The 404-nt window shown below is 43.8% G+C and carries 2 protein-coding genes; both read right to left on the reverse strand.

Annotation, left to right across the window (positions count from 1 at the left end; genetic code table 11):
* On the reverse strand, nt 1-189 hold a 189-nt coding region (locus tag ACYVTD_RS17410; protein ID WP_461248886.1), incomplete at its 3' end, for a MutS N-terminal domain-containing protein.
* A 30-nt stretch (nt 190-219) separates the two neighbouring features.
* The coding region (locus tag ACYVTD_RS17415) for an OmpH family outer membrane protein (protein WP_461248887.1) at nt 220-404 on the reverse strand (185 nt) is incomplete at its 5' end.

The following is a 404-nucleotide window of genomic DNA, read 5'->3' on the forward strand; positions in this document are numbered from 1 at the left end:
ATACGGCACGCCGCACATAGGAAGGCCGTTTCTGCTTGTAAGCGTAAGGTTTAGGAGGGCGGATACTTCAATCGCGTCCTGCGCAAACATCTCATAAAAATCGCCCAGACGGAAAAAAAGAATATTCCCCTTCTGCTCGTTCTTTATACGCCTGTACTGTTCTAACATCGGGCTGGATTGCTGTATCATCTTGATATGTCATCCATCTTGATGCGCCGTTTATCGTTTTTTTGTCAGTAAATTTGAGATTAATTTATCGGTAATATCGACCGTACTGCTGAACCAAATGATACTGTTATTCTGTTTTAAGTCCAGAACCATGGTGTAACCTTCGCTTTCGGCGATATAGCGGATCTCGTCGTATACCTGTTCCATGAAAGAGCCGGACTGCATCAGCCTTTTTT

Source organism: Treponema sp. R6D11 (genome assembly GCF_054786075.1).